The sequence below is a fragment of the Cellulomonas palmilytica genome (assembly GCF_021590045.1).
Classification (GTDB): Bacteria; Actinomycetota; Actinomycetes; order Actinomycetales; family Cellulomonadaceae; genus Cellulomonas; species Cellulomonas palmilytica.
In genome coordinates this window covers 3599274-3612510 of record NZ_CP062221.1, presented here as the reverse complement: position 1 = coordinate 3612510, position 13237 = coordinate 3599274, and the positions used below count along the sequence as shown (strand labels likewise).

Sequence of the window (13237 nt, the reverse complement as noted above, 5' to 3'; positions counted from 1 at the left end):
AGAATGCCTCGCAGCCTCAAGAAGGGCCCGTTCGTCGACGGCCACCTGCAGAAGAAGGTCGACGCGCAGAACGAGGCCGGCACGAAGAACGTCATCAAGACGTGGTCGCGTCGTTCGGTCATCACGCCGGACTTCCTCGGCCACACCTTCGCCGTCCACGACGGTCGTAAGCACACCCCGGTGTTCGTGACGGAGGCGATGGTCGGGCACAAGCTCGGCGAGTTCGCCCCGACGCGCACGTTCCGCGGCCACGAGAAGGACGACCGGAAGGGCCGTCGCCGCTGACCCCCGGGTCAGCAGGTGACGCCCTGACGGCAGAGACAGGAGCAGACACGATGGAAGCCAAGGCGAAGGCGCGGTTCGTCCGCGTCACGCCCCAGAAGGCCCGACGCGTCGTCGACCTCATCCGTGGCAAGCAGGCCGGGGAGGCCGTGGCGGTGCTGAAGTTCGCGCCGCAGGCGGCCGCGGAGCCCGTCCTCAAGACGGTGCAGTCGGCGATCGCGAACGCGGTCGAGGGCGCCAAGCGCAACAGCGAGCGCCTCGACGAGGCCAACCTCTACATCTCGGAGGTCTTCGTCGACGAGGGCCCGACCCTGAAGCGGTTCCGGCCGCGTGCGCAGGGTCGCGCCAGCCAGATCCTCAAGCGCACGAGCCACATCACCGTGGTCGTCGCGGAGCGTGAGACGAAGGGACGGTCCTGACAGTGGGGCAGAAGGTCAACCCGCTCGGGTACCGCCTGGGCATCACCACCGACCACCGCTCGCGGTGGTTCGCCGACTCGACCAAGCCGGGTCAGCGCTACCGCGACTACGTCCGTGAGGACGTGCAGATCCGCAAGCTCATGAGCACGGGTCTGGAGCGCGCGGGCATCGCGAAGGTCGAGATCGAGCGCACGCGTGACCGCGTCCGCGTCGACATCCACACCGCCCGCCCGGGCATCGTCATCGGGCGTCGTGGCGCGGAGGCCGACCGCATCCGCGGCGAGCTCGAGAAGCTCACGGGCAAGCAGGTCCAGCTCAACATCCTCGAGGTCAAGAACGCCGAGCTCGAGGCTCAGCTGGTCGCCCAGGGCATCGCCGAGCAGCTCGCGAGCCGCGTGTCCTTCCGTCGCGCGATGCGCAAGGGCATCCAGTCCGCGCAGCGCGCCGGCGCCAAGGGCATCCGCGTGCAGGTCTCCGGCCGTCTCGGCGGCGCGGAGATGAGCCGCACGGAGTTCTACCGCGAGGGTCGTGTGCCGCTGCACACGCTCCGCGCGAACATCGACTACGGGTTCTTCGAGGCTCGCACCACCTTCGGCCGCATCGGCGTCAAGGTGTGGGTCTACAAGGGCGACATGACCGAGAAGGAGTACGCCCGCGAGCAGGCGAGCGCCGCTCCGCGTCCGTCGCGCGGTCCGCGCGGCGACCGCGGTGACCGCGGCCCGCGTGGTGGCGGTCGTCGTGAGCGCGAGGCGCAGGCTCCGGCCCCCGCCGAGGCTCCGGTCGAGGCGAACCCCGAGGCGACCCCCGAGACCGGAACGGAGGCCTGAGCCGTGCTGATCCCGCGCAGGCTGAAGCACCGCAAGCAGCACCACCCGAAGCGCTCCGGCGCGGCCACGGGTGGCACCACGATCTCGTTCGGTGAGTACGGCATCCAGGCTCTCGAGCCCGCCTACGTCACGAACCGCCAGATCGAGGCTGCTCGTATCGCGATGACCCGCCACATCAAGCGTGGCGGCAAGGTCTGGATCAACATCTACCCGGACCGTCCGCTCACGAAGAAGCCCGCCGAGACCCGCATGGGTTCCGGTAAGGGTTCGCCCGAGTGGTGGATCGCCAACGTCAAGCCCGGCCGAGTGATGTTCGAGCTCGCCGGCGTCCCGGAGCCCCTGGCGCGCGAGGCCATGCGCCGCGCGCAGCACAAGCTCCCGATGAAGACCCGTTTCGTGGTTCGCGAGGGTGGTAACTGATGGCTATCGGAACCAAGGACCTGGCTCCCAGCGAGCTGGACGCCTTCGACGACGAGAAGCTGGTGAGCGAGCTGAAGAAGGCCAAGGAGGAGCTGTTCAACCTCCGCTTCCAGTCCGCGACCGGTCAGCTCGAGAGCCACGGGCGTCTGAAGGCCGTGCGCCGTGACATCGCGCGGATCTACACCATCCTGCGCGAGCGTGAGCTCGGCATCCGTACCGCGCCGACCGCGAGCGAGTGAGGCTGGACATGAGCGAGAAGCACACCACCGCCACGGCTGAGCACCGCGCGTACCGCAAGACGCGTCGTGGTTACGTCGTGAGCGACAAGATGGACAAGACCGTCGTGGTCGAGGTCGAGGACCGGGTCAAGCACCCGCTCTACGGCAAGGTCATCCGCCGCACCTCCAAGGTCAAGGCGCACGACGAGCAGAACACCGCCGGCATCGGCGACCTGGTCCTCATCATGGAGACCCGCCCGCTCAGCGCGACCAAGCGCTGGCGCCTGGTGGAGATCCTGGAGAAGGCCAAGTAAGATCACGCGGCTTCGGCTGCGTGAAACGGCCGCCGTCCGGCGGTCACCACAGTTGCCCACGGGCGGCGGGGAAGTCCGGTCCGAGTGCTCGATCCGAGAGCTCGAGCCGGCTCCCCGCCGCGACGTGTGCATCACGGCAACTATCCGTTCGGCCAGGCTCGGCGCGATCAGCGTGACCGAGAACCCGCCAGACGACAGGAGTAGGTAGATGATCCAGCAGGAGACGCGGCTTCGCGTCGCCGACAACACGGGTGCCAAGGAGATCCTCTGCATCCGTGTGCTCGGCGGTTCCGGCCGCCGCTACGCCGGGATCGGCGACGTCATCGTCGCCACCGTCAAGGACGCCATCCCCGGCGGCAACGTCAAGAAGGGCGACGTCGTCAAGGCGGTCGTCGTGCGCACCCGCAAGGAGCGCCGCCGCCCGGACGGCTCGTACATCAAGTTCGACGAGAACGCGGCCGTGATCCTCAAGAACGACGGGGAGCCCCGCGGCACCCGCATCTTCGGCCCCGTGGGCCGCGAGCTGCGCGACAAGAAGTTCATGAAGATCATCTCGCTGGCTCCGGAGGTGCTCTGACCATGGCGAAGATCAAGAAGGGCGACCTCGTGGTCGTCATCTCGGGCCGTGACAAGGGCAAGCAGGGCCGTGTGCTCGAGGTCCTCACGCAGACCCAGCGCGTCGTCGTCGAGGGCGTCCAGCGCGTGCAGAAGCACGTGAAGGCCGGCCAGACGGCTCGTGGCACCCGCACGGGTGGCATCGAGACGGTCGAGGCGCCCATCCACATCAGCAACGTGATGCTCGTGGACCCGGAGACCAAGAAGGGCACCCGGGTCGGCTACCGCACCGAGCAGGTCGAGCGCGACGGCCGCACGCGGACGGTTCGTGTCCGCGTCGCCAAGCGCTCCGGGAAGGACGTCTGACATGACCGAGACGACGATCCAGGCTCCGGCCCTGCCCCGCCTCAAGACCAAGTACAACGACGAGATCCGTGCCGCCCTGCGTGAGCAGTTCGGCCACGAGAACATCAACCAGGTCGCGCGCCTGGTGAAGGTCGTCGTGAACATGGGTGTGGGCGAGGCCGCCAAGGACTCCAAGCTCATCGAGGGCGCGATCCGCGACCTGACCCAGATCACGGGCCAGAAGCCGCAGGTCACCAAGGCCCGCAAGTCCATCGCGCAGTTCAAGCTGCGCGAGGGCATGCCGATCGGCGCGCACGTCACGCTGCGCGGCGACCGTGCCTGGGAGTTCCTCGACCGCCTGCTGTCGACCGCTCTGCCGCGCATCCGCGACTTCCGCGGCCTGTCGCCCAAGCAGTTCGACGGCAACGGCAACTACACGTTCGGCCTCGTGGAGCAGTCCGTGTTCCACGAGATCGACCAGGACAAGATCGACCGCGTCCGCGGCATGGACATCACGGTCGTCACGACGGCGGGCACCGACGACGAGGGCCGCGCGTTCCTCAAGCTCCTCGGCTTCCCGTTCAAGGAGGACTGACCCCATGGCGAAGACCGCTCTGATCAACAAGGCGAACGCCAAGCCGAAGTTCGCGGTGCGCGGCTACACGCGCTGCCAGCGCTGCGGCCGTCCGCACTCGGTGTACCGCAAGTTCGGCCTGTGCCGGATCTGCGTGCGGGAGATGGCCCACCGCGGCGAGCTCCCCGGCGTCACCAAGAGCAGCTGGTAATCCGTTCGCAAGACCCAGTCGGTAGGTCCCGTGCCGCGCAGCGGCCCGGGATACCCCGGCAGAAAGGCTGACAAGCCATGACCATGACCGACCCGATCGCAGACTTCCTGACGCGTCTGCGCAACGCGAACTCGGCGCACCACGACACGGTGACGATCCCGTTCTCGAAGCTCAAGTCGCACATCGCGGAGATCCTGCAGGCCGAGGGTTACATCCAGGGCTGGAAGGTCGAGGACGCCCCCGTGGGCAAGAACCTCGTCGTCGAGCTCAAGTACGGCCCGAACCGCGAGCGTGCGCTCGCCGGCGTGAAGCGCGTGTCCAAGCCGGGCCTGCGCGTCTACGCCAAGTCCACCAACCTGCCGAAGGTGCTCGGCGGCCTCGGCGTGGCGATCCTGTCCACGTCCTCGGGCCTCCTCACCGACAAGCAGGCCGCGAAGAAGGGCGTGGGTGGGGAAGTCCTCGCCTACGTCTGGTGAGCTGAGACCAGGAAAGGAGCAGAATCCATGTCCCGCATCGGACGGATTCCCGTCCCGGTCCCGGCCGGGGTGGACGTCACCATCGACGGCGCCGTCGTGACGGTGAAGGGCCCCAAGGGCACCCTCACGCACACGGTCGCCGCGCCCATCGAGGTCAAGCAGGAGGACGGCACGCTCGTCGTGTCCCGTCCTGACGACGAGCGCAACTCGCGTTCGCTGCACGGCCTCACCCGCACGCTCCTGGCCAACCTGGTCACGGGTGTGACGGAGGGCTACACCAAGAAGCTCGAGATCGTCGGCACCGGTTACCGCGTGACCGCCAAGGGCACGGACCTCGAGTTCGCGCTCGGCTTCAGCCACCCCGTCGTCGTCTCGCCGCCGGAGGGCATCTCCTTCGTGGTCGAGGCCCCGACGCGCTTCTCGGTGCAGGGCATCGACAAGCAGCAGGTCGGCGAGGTCGCCGCGAACATCCGCAAGATCCGCAAGCCCGAGCCGTACAAGGGCAAGGGTGTGCGCTACGCGGGCGAGAACGTGCGCCGCAAGGTCGGAAAGGCTGGTAAGTAAGCCATGGCGATCAGCATCAAGGGCAAGGGCAAGGCGATCTCGCGCAAGCGTCGTCACCTGCGTCTGCGCAAGAAGGTCACCGGCACCGCGGCTCGTCCGCGTCTCGTCGTGACGCGCTCGGCGCGCCACATCACCGCCCAGGTCGTCGACGACGCGATCGGCCAGACGCTCGCGTCGGCCTCCACGCTCGAGGCGGACCTGCGCGCGACGGACGGCGACAAGACGGCCAAGGCGAAGAAGGTCGGCGAGCTCGTCGCCGAGCGCGCGAAGGCCAAGGGCGTCGAGGCGGTCGTGTTCGACCGCGGCGGCAACAAGTACCACGGTCGTGTGGCCGCGGTCGCCGACGGTGCCCGCGAGGGCGGCCTGGCCCTGTGACCACGACGAACCGGAAGAAGAGGACTCACTGATGGCTGCTCCTGCACGCAGCAACACCGGTGCTCAGGGCACCGGCGGCGAGCGCCGCGACGGCGGTCGTCGTGACGGAGGCCGTCGCGGCGACGCGGCGGAGAAGAGCGCGTTCCTCGAGCGCGTCGTGACGATCAACCGCGTGGCCAAGGTCGTCAAGGGTGGTCGCCGCTTCAGCTTCACCGCGCTCGTCGTGGTGGGCGACGGTGACGGCACGGTCGGTGTCGGTTACGGCAAGGCCAAGGAGGTGCCCGCGGCGATCGCCAAGGGTGTCGAGGAGGCGAAGAAGAACTTCTTCCGCGTCCCCCGCATCCAGGGCACCATCCCGCACCCCATCACGGCCGAGGCCGCTGCCGGCATCGTCCACCTGCGCCCCGCGGCGCCCGGTACCGGTGTGATCGCCGGTGGCCCGGTGCGTGCGGTGCTCGAGTGCGCCGGCATCCACGACGTGCTGAGCAAGTCGCTCGGCTCGTCGAACGCGATCAACATCGTCAAGGCGACGGTCGAGGCCCTGCGCGGTCTCGAGGAGCCGCAGGCCGTGGCCGCGCGCCGTGGTCTGCCGCTCGAGCACGTCGTGCCCGCCCCGCTCCTGCGGGCGCAGGCTGCCGGCCAGGCCGCGAAGGCCGCCGAGAAGGTGGGTGCGTGATGGCCCGTCTCAAGGTGACGCAGAAGCGCTCCGGCATCGGTGGCAAGCAGAACCAGCGCGACACGCTCCGCACGCTTGGTCTCAAGCGCATCGGCGACGTGGTCGTCAAGGAGGACCGTCCCGAGATCCGCGGCATGGTGAAGACCGTGCAGCACCTCGTGGTGGTCGAGGAGGTCGAGTGACCATGGCTGACGAGACGAACGAGGTGACCGAGGCGCAGGACGCGCCGAAGGCCGCCAAGAAGGCCCCGGCCAAGAAGGCGACGGCTGCTGCCGCCGAGAAGGCGCCCGCGAAGAAGGCGTCGTCGAAGGCTGCGGCGAAGGACGAGGCGGCTGCGGCCGCCCCGGCCGCCGCCGCGAAGAAGGCCCCGGCTGCCAAGTCCGCCGCTGCCAAGAAGGCGGCGGAGGAGGCGGCGAAGCCGGGTGCCGGCGGCACGCTCAAGGTGCACCACCTGCGTCCGGCCCCGGGCGCCAAGACCGCGAAGACCCGTGTGGGCCGTGGTGAGGCGTCGAAGGGCAAGACCGCGGGCCGTGGCACCAAGGGCACCAAGGCCCGCTACCAGGTCCCGCAGCGCTTCGAGGGTGGCCAGATGCCCCTCCACATGCGCCTGCCGAAGCTTCGCGGCTTCAAGAACCCGTTCCGCGTCGAGTACCAGGTCGTCAACCTGGACAAGCTCTCGGCGCTGTACCCGGACGGTGGCGACGTGACGGTCGCCGACCTGGTCGCCAAGGGCGCGGTCCGCAAGGGCCAGCCGGTCAAGGTGCTCGGCACCGGCGACATCACGGTCAAGGTCTCCGTGGCTGTCGACGCCCTCTCGGCGTCCGCCAAGGAGAAGATCGTGGCGGCCGGCGGGTCGGTCCAGGAGGACTGACCTCGCGACGAGATCGCCGCAGCGGGCGGTCCTGGGAGAGATCCCGGGGCCGCCCGCTTCGTCGTGCCCGGGGCCCCTCGCCGCGGGCCGCGTGCGCGGCGTGGGCGTGGCAGTCGGCTGACCTGCGTCATCACCGCGGTGCCGTGTGCATCCGGGTTTGTCCTGCGGTGCCCGGAGAGAGGGTGAGGTGCTGCCACCCAGGGGCGATCCCGGTCACACCTTCGTCCCTTCAGGTCGCTCGTCCAACTCCCGATGATCGGTGCGGGCCCGCCCGGGTCCGTGTCCGGAGGAGGGTTGTCGATGAGCTCGCGGCTGATGCGTGCGGCGTGGACGGCGGTGGCCGTGCTCGTCGTCGCCGCCGCCGGCGTCGCGGTGCAGCCGGCCGCACCGGCCCGGTCGGCGGTCGGCGACGCGAGCTCGTCCAGCGGGTCGGGCGCGCCCGTCCGGGCGACCACGGGCAGCGGGCTGTACCGGGACCGCATCCTGTGGGTCAACTGGGGAGCCCAGGGCGCGTCGCTCAACGCGACGAGCACCACGGTGTGGACGTACCTCCAGGTGGGCGACCTCACGCGTCTCGAGGTGCAGTGCACGCTCAGCGGCCGCAGCGGGGACTCCCTCCAGGCGTACCGCTCGGGCCAGTGGGGCGCGGACGGTCTGCAGGTGCTCTACAACACGCCCGCCAACGACCTGGTGAACGGCATCGGCACGGTGAACCAGGGTGTCGCCGCCACGTTCAACGTGGGCTGCGGGACGGCCCGGCTCGCGACGTACGCGTCGTCGGCCTTCACGGGGGCGCCGACGTCCACCGCAGCGGTCACGCTGTCGGGCCTCGTGTTCGCCGACGCCGAGTCGACGAATGGCGGCGAGTTCACGCGCGCGACGCCGACGCCGAGCACGGCGACCTGGCGGATTCTCGACGTCTACCCGGGGACGTGCTCGGCGACCTACCGGGTGCAGCGCGACAACGCGAACCGGCTGACGCTCGGCTCATCCGCGGAGTGCTCGGCGCCCGGACGTTCGGCGACCGCCGTGGCGTTCGCCGACGGTGCGACGACGCTCGCGGTGAGCCTCGAGGGCTCGGGACTCGCCGCCGCCGCGTTCGGCGTCGTGGTGGGGGTCGACTACGGCGACGCCCCGGCCTCGTACGGCCTCGGGGGCGGAGTCGTGCAGCCGACGTGGTCGGGCGGCAGCCCGCCGGTCAACAGCATCTTCAACACGTGGACCACGCTCGCGAGCAACGGGTCGGTGTCCTTCACCCGTGCCGTGCTCGGACCGCCGGCGACCCGCCTCGGACCGAACGCGGTCCCCGAGCTGCTGCCCGCGTCGTCGGCCGACGCCTCGGGTGACACGCCCGACGAGGACGCGCTCGCGGCGGCGTTGGCGGACATCACCTACGTGCGCGGCGTGACGACGACGTACGCCGTCGCGAACATCCGGTGCGCCGCCGACGGCGCGACCACGTACGTGCGCGGGTGGCTGGACTGGAACCGCAACGGCCAGTTCGACGCGGGCGAGGCGTCCAGCGCGGACGCCACCTGCACGTCGACGACCTCGACCAACGTCACGCTGAGCTTCGCCGTACCGAGCGCCGTGCCCGAGGGGCAGGCAGCCGGGGGTGACCGGACGTTCCTGCGCCTGATGGCCTCGACCGTCCAGGCGCAGCTCGCACCCACCGGGTTCACGGCGCGCGGCGAGGTCGAGGACTGGCCGGTGCGCCTGCGGGTCCCGCGCCTCCAGGTCACCAAGACGGCGAACGCGACGGTCATGCCGGCCGCGGGCGGGGTGGTCACGTACACGGTCGTCGCGACGAACGTCGGCAACGGCTCCTACACGGCTGCGACGCCGGCGCGCGTCTACGACGACCTGACTGCCGTCACGGACGACGCGACGCGCGGCACCGTGACGTCGAGCCCGACGGGCGTGACCGTGTCGGGCCAGCTCGTCTCGTGGTCCGGTGCGCTGGACCCCGGCGCGTCGGTGACGCTGACGATCCCGGTCACCGTGCTCGCGACCCCGGGGGACCGCGTGATGACCAACGTCGCGCGCGTGTCCCACACGGTGCTCGCGGCGGGTTCGGTGACGTGCGCCGCGGGGTCGTCCGACGAGGCCGCGCAGCTCTGCGCGCGCCACGTCCTGTACCGCTCCGAGGTCCGCGTGACCAAGGAGGCGTTCACGAGCGCGGCGTTCACGACGCCGATCACGTCCGGCGCGTCGCTCGCGCCGGGGACGACCGTCTACTGGCGCTACACGGTGCAGAACACCGGCTCGGCGCCGCTCACGGACGTGGTGCTCACCGACACGGCGACGGACACCCGTACCGATGCCGGCGGCACGACGTCCGCCACGACCTCCCCGGTCATCTCCTGCCCGGGGACTCCCACGGTCACGCCAGGCACGAGCGTGACGATCTCCTCCCTCGCGGCCGGCGCCAGCCGGGTGTGCACCGCCACCGCGCCGGTCGGCGTGCTCTGACCGGATCCAGACCGCCCGAGCCCGGACGGACTGCGGCCCCTCGCGGGGCGAACCCTCCACAGAAAGGCACGACCATGAAGAACAAGACGAAGGGCGTCATCGCCGGGCTCGCCGGTCTCGCGCTCCTGTCCGGCGGCACGACGTTCGCCCTGTGGTCCGACTCGGACTCGATCCCGGGCGGCACGATCACCAACGGTGAGCTCGGCGTGTCGGCCACGAGCGTCGGCTGGTTCGACGTGTCCCCGGACCGCACGGACGTCACGGTCGCCGCGACGCCCGTGACCGAGCTGGACGGCCACACGGTCGACCTGCAGACGTGGCGCATGGTCCCGGGTGACGTCGCCGAGGGCACGTACGGCCTGGACGTCACGCTCGTCGGCGACAACCTCGTCGCGAACCTCGACGTCACGAGCTCGGGCGGCACGACGCCCCTGCCCGAGGGCCTGGTCGTCTCCTACCAGGTGTTCGACGCGAACGGCACCGACGTGACCGCCGGCGTGCTCGACGGCACCTCGACGACGCTGCGGTTCGCCGCGCCGCGCACCGGCCAGGCCGCGGGCGCCCCGGTGAACACCGGCACGGTCGTCGTCGACGGCACGACCGCCGCCGACCTGTTCGTGGTCGTCACCGCGGACTGGTCCGCCGAGGCGAGCGGCACGACCGCCGCTTCGACGATGAACGCGGCGACGGCGCTGAAGAACCTGGCCGTCTCGCTGCAGCAGGACCGCAGCGGCGCCGACTTCAGCTGACCGCGCAGGTGGGCGGGGCGTTCGCGTCCCGCCCACCTACCGCCCATCTCCCGCCCTGACGAGCACGAGGAGCCCCGATGACCGCACGACGACACGACAGCGCGCTGTCCGGTGTGCTCTCCGTCCTCATGTGGGCGGTGCTGCTGGTCGTCGTGGCGGCGGTCGCGGTGCTCGTCGTGGTGCCCAAGGCGCTCGGCGGCACCACCCTCACCGTGCTCACCGGCTCGATGGAGCCGACGTTCTCGCCGGGCGACGTCGTCGCGGTGCGGACCGTGTCCGACCCGGCCACCGAGGTCCACGTGGGCGACGTCGTGACGTTCCAGCCGGTCTCGGGCGACCCGACGCTCGTCACGCACCGCGTGGTCGCCAAGCGCATCAGCGCCGCAGGGACGACGTTCGTGACGCGCGGCGACGCGAACGGGGCGGACGACGACCCGATCGAGCCCGCGCAGATCCAGGCGGTGGCGGTGTACTCGGTGCCGTGGGTGGGCCACGTGTCGCTGTGGCTCGGCGAGCGCAAGGGTCTGGCCGTCGCGCTCGTCGCGGCCGCGCTGCTCGGGTACGCCGCGGTGATGATCCTGCGCCCCGAGAGGCGCACGCGCGACGACGAGCCCACCGCCGACGCGCCCGCCGACACGCCCGCCGACGACGAGCGCGCCCCCACGGGCGAGGTGGAGGGCGCCCGATGAGGACCCGGCGCCCCGTCTCCCTCGCCGCCGCGGCCCTCCTCGTCGCGGGTGCCGCGGCGGGGCTGACCTATGCGCTGTGGGGCGCGGGGGTGACCGTCGCCGCCTCCGTGGTGCGCAGCGGCACCCTGGACCTGGCGCTCGTCGGGACGCCCACCTGGACCGAGACGAGCCCGGACGTGAGCCCGGCGCACGCGGTGGCGACGAGGTCGGACGGGATCACCGCCGACCACCTCGCAACGCCCGGCGACTCGTTCCGTGTCGTGCAGCGCTTCCGCCCGGTGCTCCTGGGCGACAACCTCGCGGCGCGCCTGCGCGTCAGCTGGGACTCCGCACCCGCGCTGCTGCCCGCGGGCGGCGTGACGGCGACGTACACGGTCACCCGTCCGGACGGCGTCACGTCCACCGCGGTGCCGGTCGGCACGCCGACCCTGCTGCCGGGCGCACCGGACAACCTCACGGCCGCCGAGGTGGCGGCGTGGGGGACCGCGACGTGGGCGGTGACGGTGACGCTCACGTACTCGGGCGCGGACGTGATGGTCGCGGACACCGCGATCGCCTCGGCGCCGACGACCGGGCTCGGCACGGTCGTCGTGACGTGGGAGCAGGTACGCGACGGCGACGGGTTCTCGCCGTGATACGCGCGACGACGGCCGCGGTCGTGGGGCGGGTGCGCCGCGCGGTGCGCCGGCGGGACGTCGCGGTCGTCGCGGTCGTCGTGCTGGTCGCGGCGCTCGTCGGCGTCGGGACGGGCGGGACGCTCGCGCTGTGGCGCGTGTCCGTGACCGGGACGCAGCGCATGCCCGTGGGGGTGACGGTGTTCGGCGCGGGCGCTCCCGGCAGCCCGGTCTTCGCGACGACGAGCACGCCCCTCGACGCGTCGCGCAACCGCGGCTCGGTGACGTACACGATCCCGGCGGCCGCGACGACGACGCTCTACAACAACAACAGCCTCAGCGGGGGAGCGGTCGCGATCCCGCTGCAGGTCCGCAGCCTCGCGCAGGGGCATCGCGGCCTGGCGTACACGCTGACGGTCGACACCGCGGGCGGCGTGTTCGGCGCGTCGCAGGTCAGCACGTACCGCGTCGCGTCGGCGGCGGCCTGCACGACGAGCCTGACGGGCGCGGGTGCGACGCTCGCCTCGACCCCCTGGACCTCGGCGTACACCGCGTCGACGACGCCCAGCGACGAGTACTGGTGCCTCGTCGCGCGCTACGTGCCGACCCGCTGGACGCACACCGACACCGCGCAGGTGACCGCGACGGGCCCCGCCGGGACGGTGTCCGGGGCGTCGTCCGCGTGGACGGCGACGGCCGCCCGCACGTTCGTCGTCGCGGCGGAGCCCGTGCACACCGTCACGTTCACGTTCACGACCTTCCGGACCACGCCGTGAGGCGCGCGACGAGGGTGCTCGCCGCGGTCGCCGCCGGTCTCACGCTGGCGGTGACGGCCCCGGCCGCCGCCGCGGTGGCCGACGACGAGCTGGGCGTCGGCTGGGCGGGCCCGACGGTCTCGCTCGCGTGGGACGGCACGACGCAGAGCACCGCGACGACGAGCTTCGTCGGGGTGCCCGTCTCCGTGCCCGGTGACCAGGCGCGCCGCACCCTCGTCGTGCGCAACGACGGGCCGAGCGCGGGCCGGCTGACGGCGTGGCTGGTCGACGTCGACCTCGACGCGCCCGCGGGGAGCACCACGACCTTCTTCGACGACGTGCGGCTGCGGTGGGACGGCGGCGAGCGCTCGCTGCGGGCGCTCGCGGACGCGGGCCGCACCCGCATCGCGAGCCGCGTCCTGGCGCCGGGCGAGTCGACCCGGCTGACGGTCGGGTACGTCTTCGACGTCGCCGCGACCTCGGGGAACGGCACGCACGAAGGACGCCTCGAGGCGTCCTTCGACGTGCTGCTGCACCTCGCGGACGTCGCGGTCGCACCCACGCCGGACCCTACGGTCGAGCCCACGCCCGGACCCGGCCCGAGCCAGGACGGGATCGCCCCGACGCCGGCGCCGTCACCCGCGGCCACACCGGGACCGGGGCGGACGCCGCCGCTCGCCCGGACGGGGGCCGACGTCCTGTTCCTGGGCACGTGGGCCGTGGCGTGCGCCACAGGGGGCATACTGCTCCTGCTCGTCGCGCGTCGGCGGCGGCGGGCACGCGTGTAGCGAAGGCGCTCACCCGCGAAGAACCGAGCTCGGTGAGGTTGCA

22 protein-coding genes are annotated in these 13237 nt (G+C 71.6%); all 22 read left to right on the top strand.

Annotated features, from left to right (window positions below; genetic code table 11):
- Window positions 1-3 precede the first annotated feature (3 nt).
- The 22 genes from rpsS to F1D97_RS16255 all read left to right on the top strand — a co-directional run bounded on the left by rpsS (window position 4) and on the right by F1D97_RS16255 (window position 13194).
- Complete coding sequence (gene rpsS, locus F1D97_RS16360; protein WP_236121545.1) at window positions 4-285, top strand: 30S ribosomal protein S19; 282 nt, start codon at window positions 4-6, stop codon at window positions 283-285.
- Window positions 286-335: 50 nt separating this feature from the next.
- Window positions 336-701 carry a 50S ribosomal protein L22 gene (gene rplV / locus F1D97_RS16355; RefSeq protein ID WP_048342530.1) on the top strand — a complete coding sequence of 122 codons (366 nt, stop codon included), beginning with the start codon at window positions 336-338 and terminating at the stop codon, window positions 699-701.
- Between the two features lie 2 nt (window positions 702-703).
- A complete protein-coding gene (rpsC, locus tag F1D97_RS16350; protein WP_236121544.1) occupies window positions 704-1528 on the top strand; it encodes a 30S ribosomal protein S3 in 825 nt (274 codons plus the stop codon).
- Between the two features lie 3 nt (window positions 1529-1531).
- Entirely contained in the window at window positions 1532-1948 is a 417-nt protein-coding gene (gene rplP / locus F1D97_RS16345; RefSeq protein WP_094180751.1) for a 50S ribosomal protein L16, read from the top strand.
- Window positions 1948-2187, top strand: coding sequence for a 50S ribosomal protein L29 (rpmC, locus tag F1D97_RS16340; protein ID WP_094180750.1), 240 nt, complete (start codon window positions 1948-1950; stop codon window positions 2185-2187). The genes rplP and rpmC overlap by 1 nt, the downstream gene beginning before the upstream one ends.
- Before the next feature lie 8 nt (window positions 2188-2195).
- Window positions 2196-2480, top strand: coding sequence for a 30S ribosomal protein S17 (gene rpsQ, locus F1D97_RS16335; RefSeq protein ID WP_236121543.1), 285 nt, complete (start codon window positions 2196-2198; stop codon window positions 2478-2480).
- A 208-nt stretch (window positions 2481-2688) separates the two neighbouring features.
- Window positions 2689-3057, top strand: a complete 369-nt coding sequence (gene rplN, locus F1D97_RS16330; protein WP_013882866.1) for a 50S ribosomal protein L14 — start codon at window positions 2689-2691, stop codon at window positions 3055-3057.
- A 2-nt stretch (window positions 3058-3059) separates the two neighbouring features.
- On the top strand, window positions 3060-3401 hold the full coding sequence (rplX, locus tag F1D97_RS16325; protein ID WP_236121542.1) for a 50S ribosomal protein L24: 342 nt from the start codon (window positions 3060-3062) through the stop codon (window positions 3399-3401).
- Between the two features lies 1 nt (window position 3402).
- Window positions 3403-3975 (top strand): 50S ribosomal protein L5, encoded by a 573-nt coding sequence (gene rplE / locus F1D97_RS16320; protein ID WP_094180747.1) that lies wholly within the window; start codon window positions 3403-3405, stop codon window positions 3973-3975.
- Window positions 3976-3979: 4 nt separating this feature from the next.
- Window positions 3980-4165: a type Z 30S ribosomal protein S14 gene (locus F1D97_RS16315; protein ID WP_048342538.1), complete on the top strand. Its 186-nt coding sequence runs from the start codon at window positions 3980-3982 to the stop codon at window positions 4163-4165.
- 77 nt (window positions 4166-4242) lie between these two features.
- Complete coding sequence (gene rpsH / locus F1D97_RS16310) at window positions 4243-4641, top strand: 30S ribosomal protein S8 (protein ID WP_236121541.1); 399 nt, start codon at window positions 4243-4245, stop codon at window positions 4639-4641.
- 27 nt (window positions 4642-4668) lie between these two features.
- A complete protein-coding gene (gene rplF, locus F1D97_RS16305; protein ID WP_236121540.1) occupies window positions 4669-5205 on the top strand; it encodes a 50S ribosomal protein L6 in 537 nt (178 codons plus the stop codon).
- Between the two features lie 3 nt (window positions 5206-5208).
- On the top strand, window positions 5209-5580 hold the full coding sequence (rplR, locus tag F1D97_RS16300; RefSeq protein ID WP_236121539.1) for a 50S ribosomal protein L18: 372 nt from the start codon (window positions 5209-5211) through the stop codon (window positions 5578-5580).
- Window positions 5581-5611: 31 nt separating this feature from the next.
- Complete coding sequence (gene rpsE / locus F1D97_RS16295; protein WP_236121538.1) at window positions 5612-6256, top strand: 30S ribosomal protein S5; 645 nt, start codon at window positions 5612-5614, stop codon at window positions 6254-6256.
- Window positions 6256-6438, top strand: a complete 183-nt coding sequence (gene rpmD / locus F1D97_RS16290; RefSeq protein ID WP_094180742.1) for a 50S ribosomal protein L30 — start codon at window positions 6256-6258, stop codon at window positions 6436-6438. The genes rpsE and rpmD overlap by 1 nt, the downstream gene beginning before the upstream one ends.
- A 2-nt stretch (window positions 6439-6440) precedes the next feature.
- The gene (rplO, locus tag F1D97_RS16285) at window positions 6441-7127 is read left to right on the top strand and encodes a 50S ribosomal protein L15 (RefSeq protein WP_236121537.1); all 687 of its coding nucleotides are present in this window, start codon (window positions 6441-6443) and stop codon (window positions 7125-7127) included.
- 300 nt (window positions 7128-7427) lie between these two features.
- On the top strand, window positions 7428-9599 hold the full coding sequence (locus F1D97_RS16280) for a CshA/CshB family fibrillar adhesin-related protein (RefSeq protein WP_236121536.1): 2172 nt from the start codon (window positions 7428-7430) through the stop codon (window positions 9597-9599).
- Window positions 9600-9673: 74 nt separating this feature from the next.
- The gene (locus tag F1D97_RS16275; protein WP_236121535.1) at window positions 9674-10348 is read left to right on the top strand and encodes an alternate-type signal peptide domain-containing protein; all 675 of its coding nucleotides are present in this window, start codon (window positions 9674-9676) and stop codon (window positions 10346-10348) included.
- Between the two features lie 77 nt (window positions 10349-10425).
- Window positions 10426-11037 carry a signal peptidase I gene (locus F1D97_RS16270; RefSeq protein ID WP_236121534.1) on the top strand — a complete coding sequence of 204 codons (612 nt, stop codon included), beginning with the start codon at window positions 10426-10428 and terminating at the stop codon, window positions 11035-11037.
- On the top strand, window positions 11034-11672 hold the full coding sequence (locus F1D97_RS16265; RefSeq protein ID WP_236121533.1) for a hypothetical protein: 639 nt from the start codon (window positions 11034-11036) through the stop codon (window positions 11670-11672). Before F1D97_RS16270 ends, F1D97_RS16265 begins: the two co-directional genes overlap by 4 nt.
- A complete protein-coding gene (locus F1D97_RS16260) occupies window positions 11669-12427 on the top strand; it encodes a hypothetical protein (RefSeq protein ID WP_236121532.1) in 759 nt (252 codons plus the stop codon). Before F1D97_RS16265 ends, F1D97_RS16260 begins: the two co-directional genes overlap by 4 nt.
- Complete coding sequence (locus F1D97_RS16255; protein WP_236121531.1) at window positions 12424-13194, top strand: hypothetical protein; 771 nt, start codon at window positions 12424-12426, stop codon at window positions 13192-13194. Before F1D97_RS16260 ends, F1D97_RS16255 begins: the two co-directional genes overlap by 4 nt.
- The last annotated feature ends 43 nt before the right edge of the window (window positions 13195-13237 follow it).